Below are 845 nucleotides of genomic sequence, written 5' to 3' on the forward strand. Positions count from 1 at the left end.
GACCGTGTCCTACGTGGTGAGTCGGATGAGCCGCTTGTAGCAGCACAGAGCAGCAGCGAGGCCGAGAAAGGCCAGGTAGTTGCCGCAGTAGCGTTCGTAGCGGATGGTGAGTCGTCGATAGCCGGTCAGCCAGGACATGGTCCGCTCGATCACCCAGCGATGCCGGCCCAGGCGCCGGCTGGACTCGATGCCCTTGCGGGCGATACGCACGGCGATGCGCTTGCCGCGCAGCCACCGGCGCAGGTCATCGCGGTCATAGGCCTTGTCCGCGTGGAGCTTGCCGGGCTTGACGGTACAGCCCTGACGAGGGTCGCGTCTCATTTGGAGCTCGAGCACCATGGGCTTGAGGCCCTCGCTGTCATGGGTGTTACCAGAGGAGACACCGACCACGAGAGGCAGCCCGGACCGATCGGACAAGATGTGCATCTTCGAACCCGGTTTTCCCCGGTCCACGGGGCTCGGACCTGTATAGTCGCCCCTTTTTTCGCCCGCACGTGGGCGGAGTCCAGCACGACGCGAGACAGATCGAGCAGATCGGCCACGGCCAGGTGGTCGAGCACCGCCTGGTGCAGCTTGCTCCATACCCCGGCCCGCGACCAGATCAGAAACCGACGGTGCGCGGTGGACTTCGAGATCCCGAAACACGGCGGCAGCGCCCGCCACGCACACCCGCTCACCAAGACGTAGACGATGGCCGCGAACACCGCCTCATCAGGTGTGTTCTGCGTCCCGCCACCCTGCGGACGCATCCGCGTCGGCGGCAGCAGCGGCCGGGCGATCTCCCATAATCCGTCCGGGACGATCCACCCCCAGGCGTTCCTTCCCATGTCTGGCTAACGTCCGAC

At 65.9% G+C, this 845-nt stretch carries 1 protein-coding gene; it reads right to left on the minus strand.

The genetic code is table 11. From position 1 onward, the window contains the following. Nucleotides 1-9: 9 nt before the first annotated feature. Nucleotides 10-827, minus strand: a protein-coding gene (locus tag Psi01_RS42965; RefSeq protein ID WP_204069968.1) for an IS5 family transposase whose coding sequence is annotated in 2 segments (ribosomal slippage) — nt 10-485 and nt 485-827 — 819 coding nt in all. Because the reading frame shifts where the segments join, the coding sequence is not laid out codon by codon here. Nucleotides 828-845 lie beyond the last annotated feature (18 nt).

The organism is Paraplanobispora siamensis (assembly GCF_016863175.1).
Taxonomy (GTDB): Bacteria; Actinomycetota; Actinomycetes; order Streptosporangiales; family Streptosporangiaceae; genus Planobispora; species Planobispora siamensis.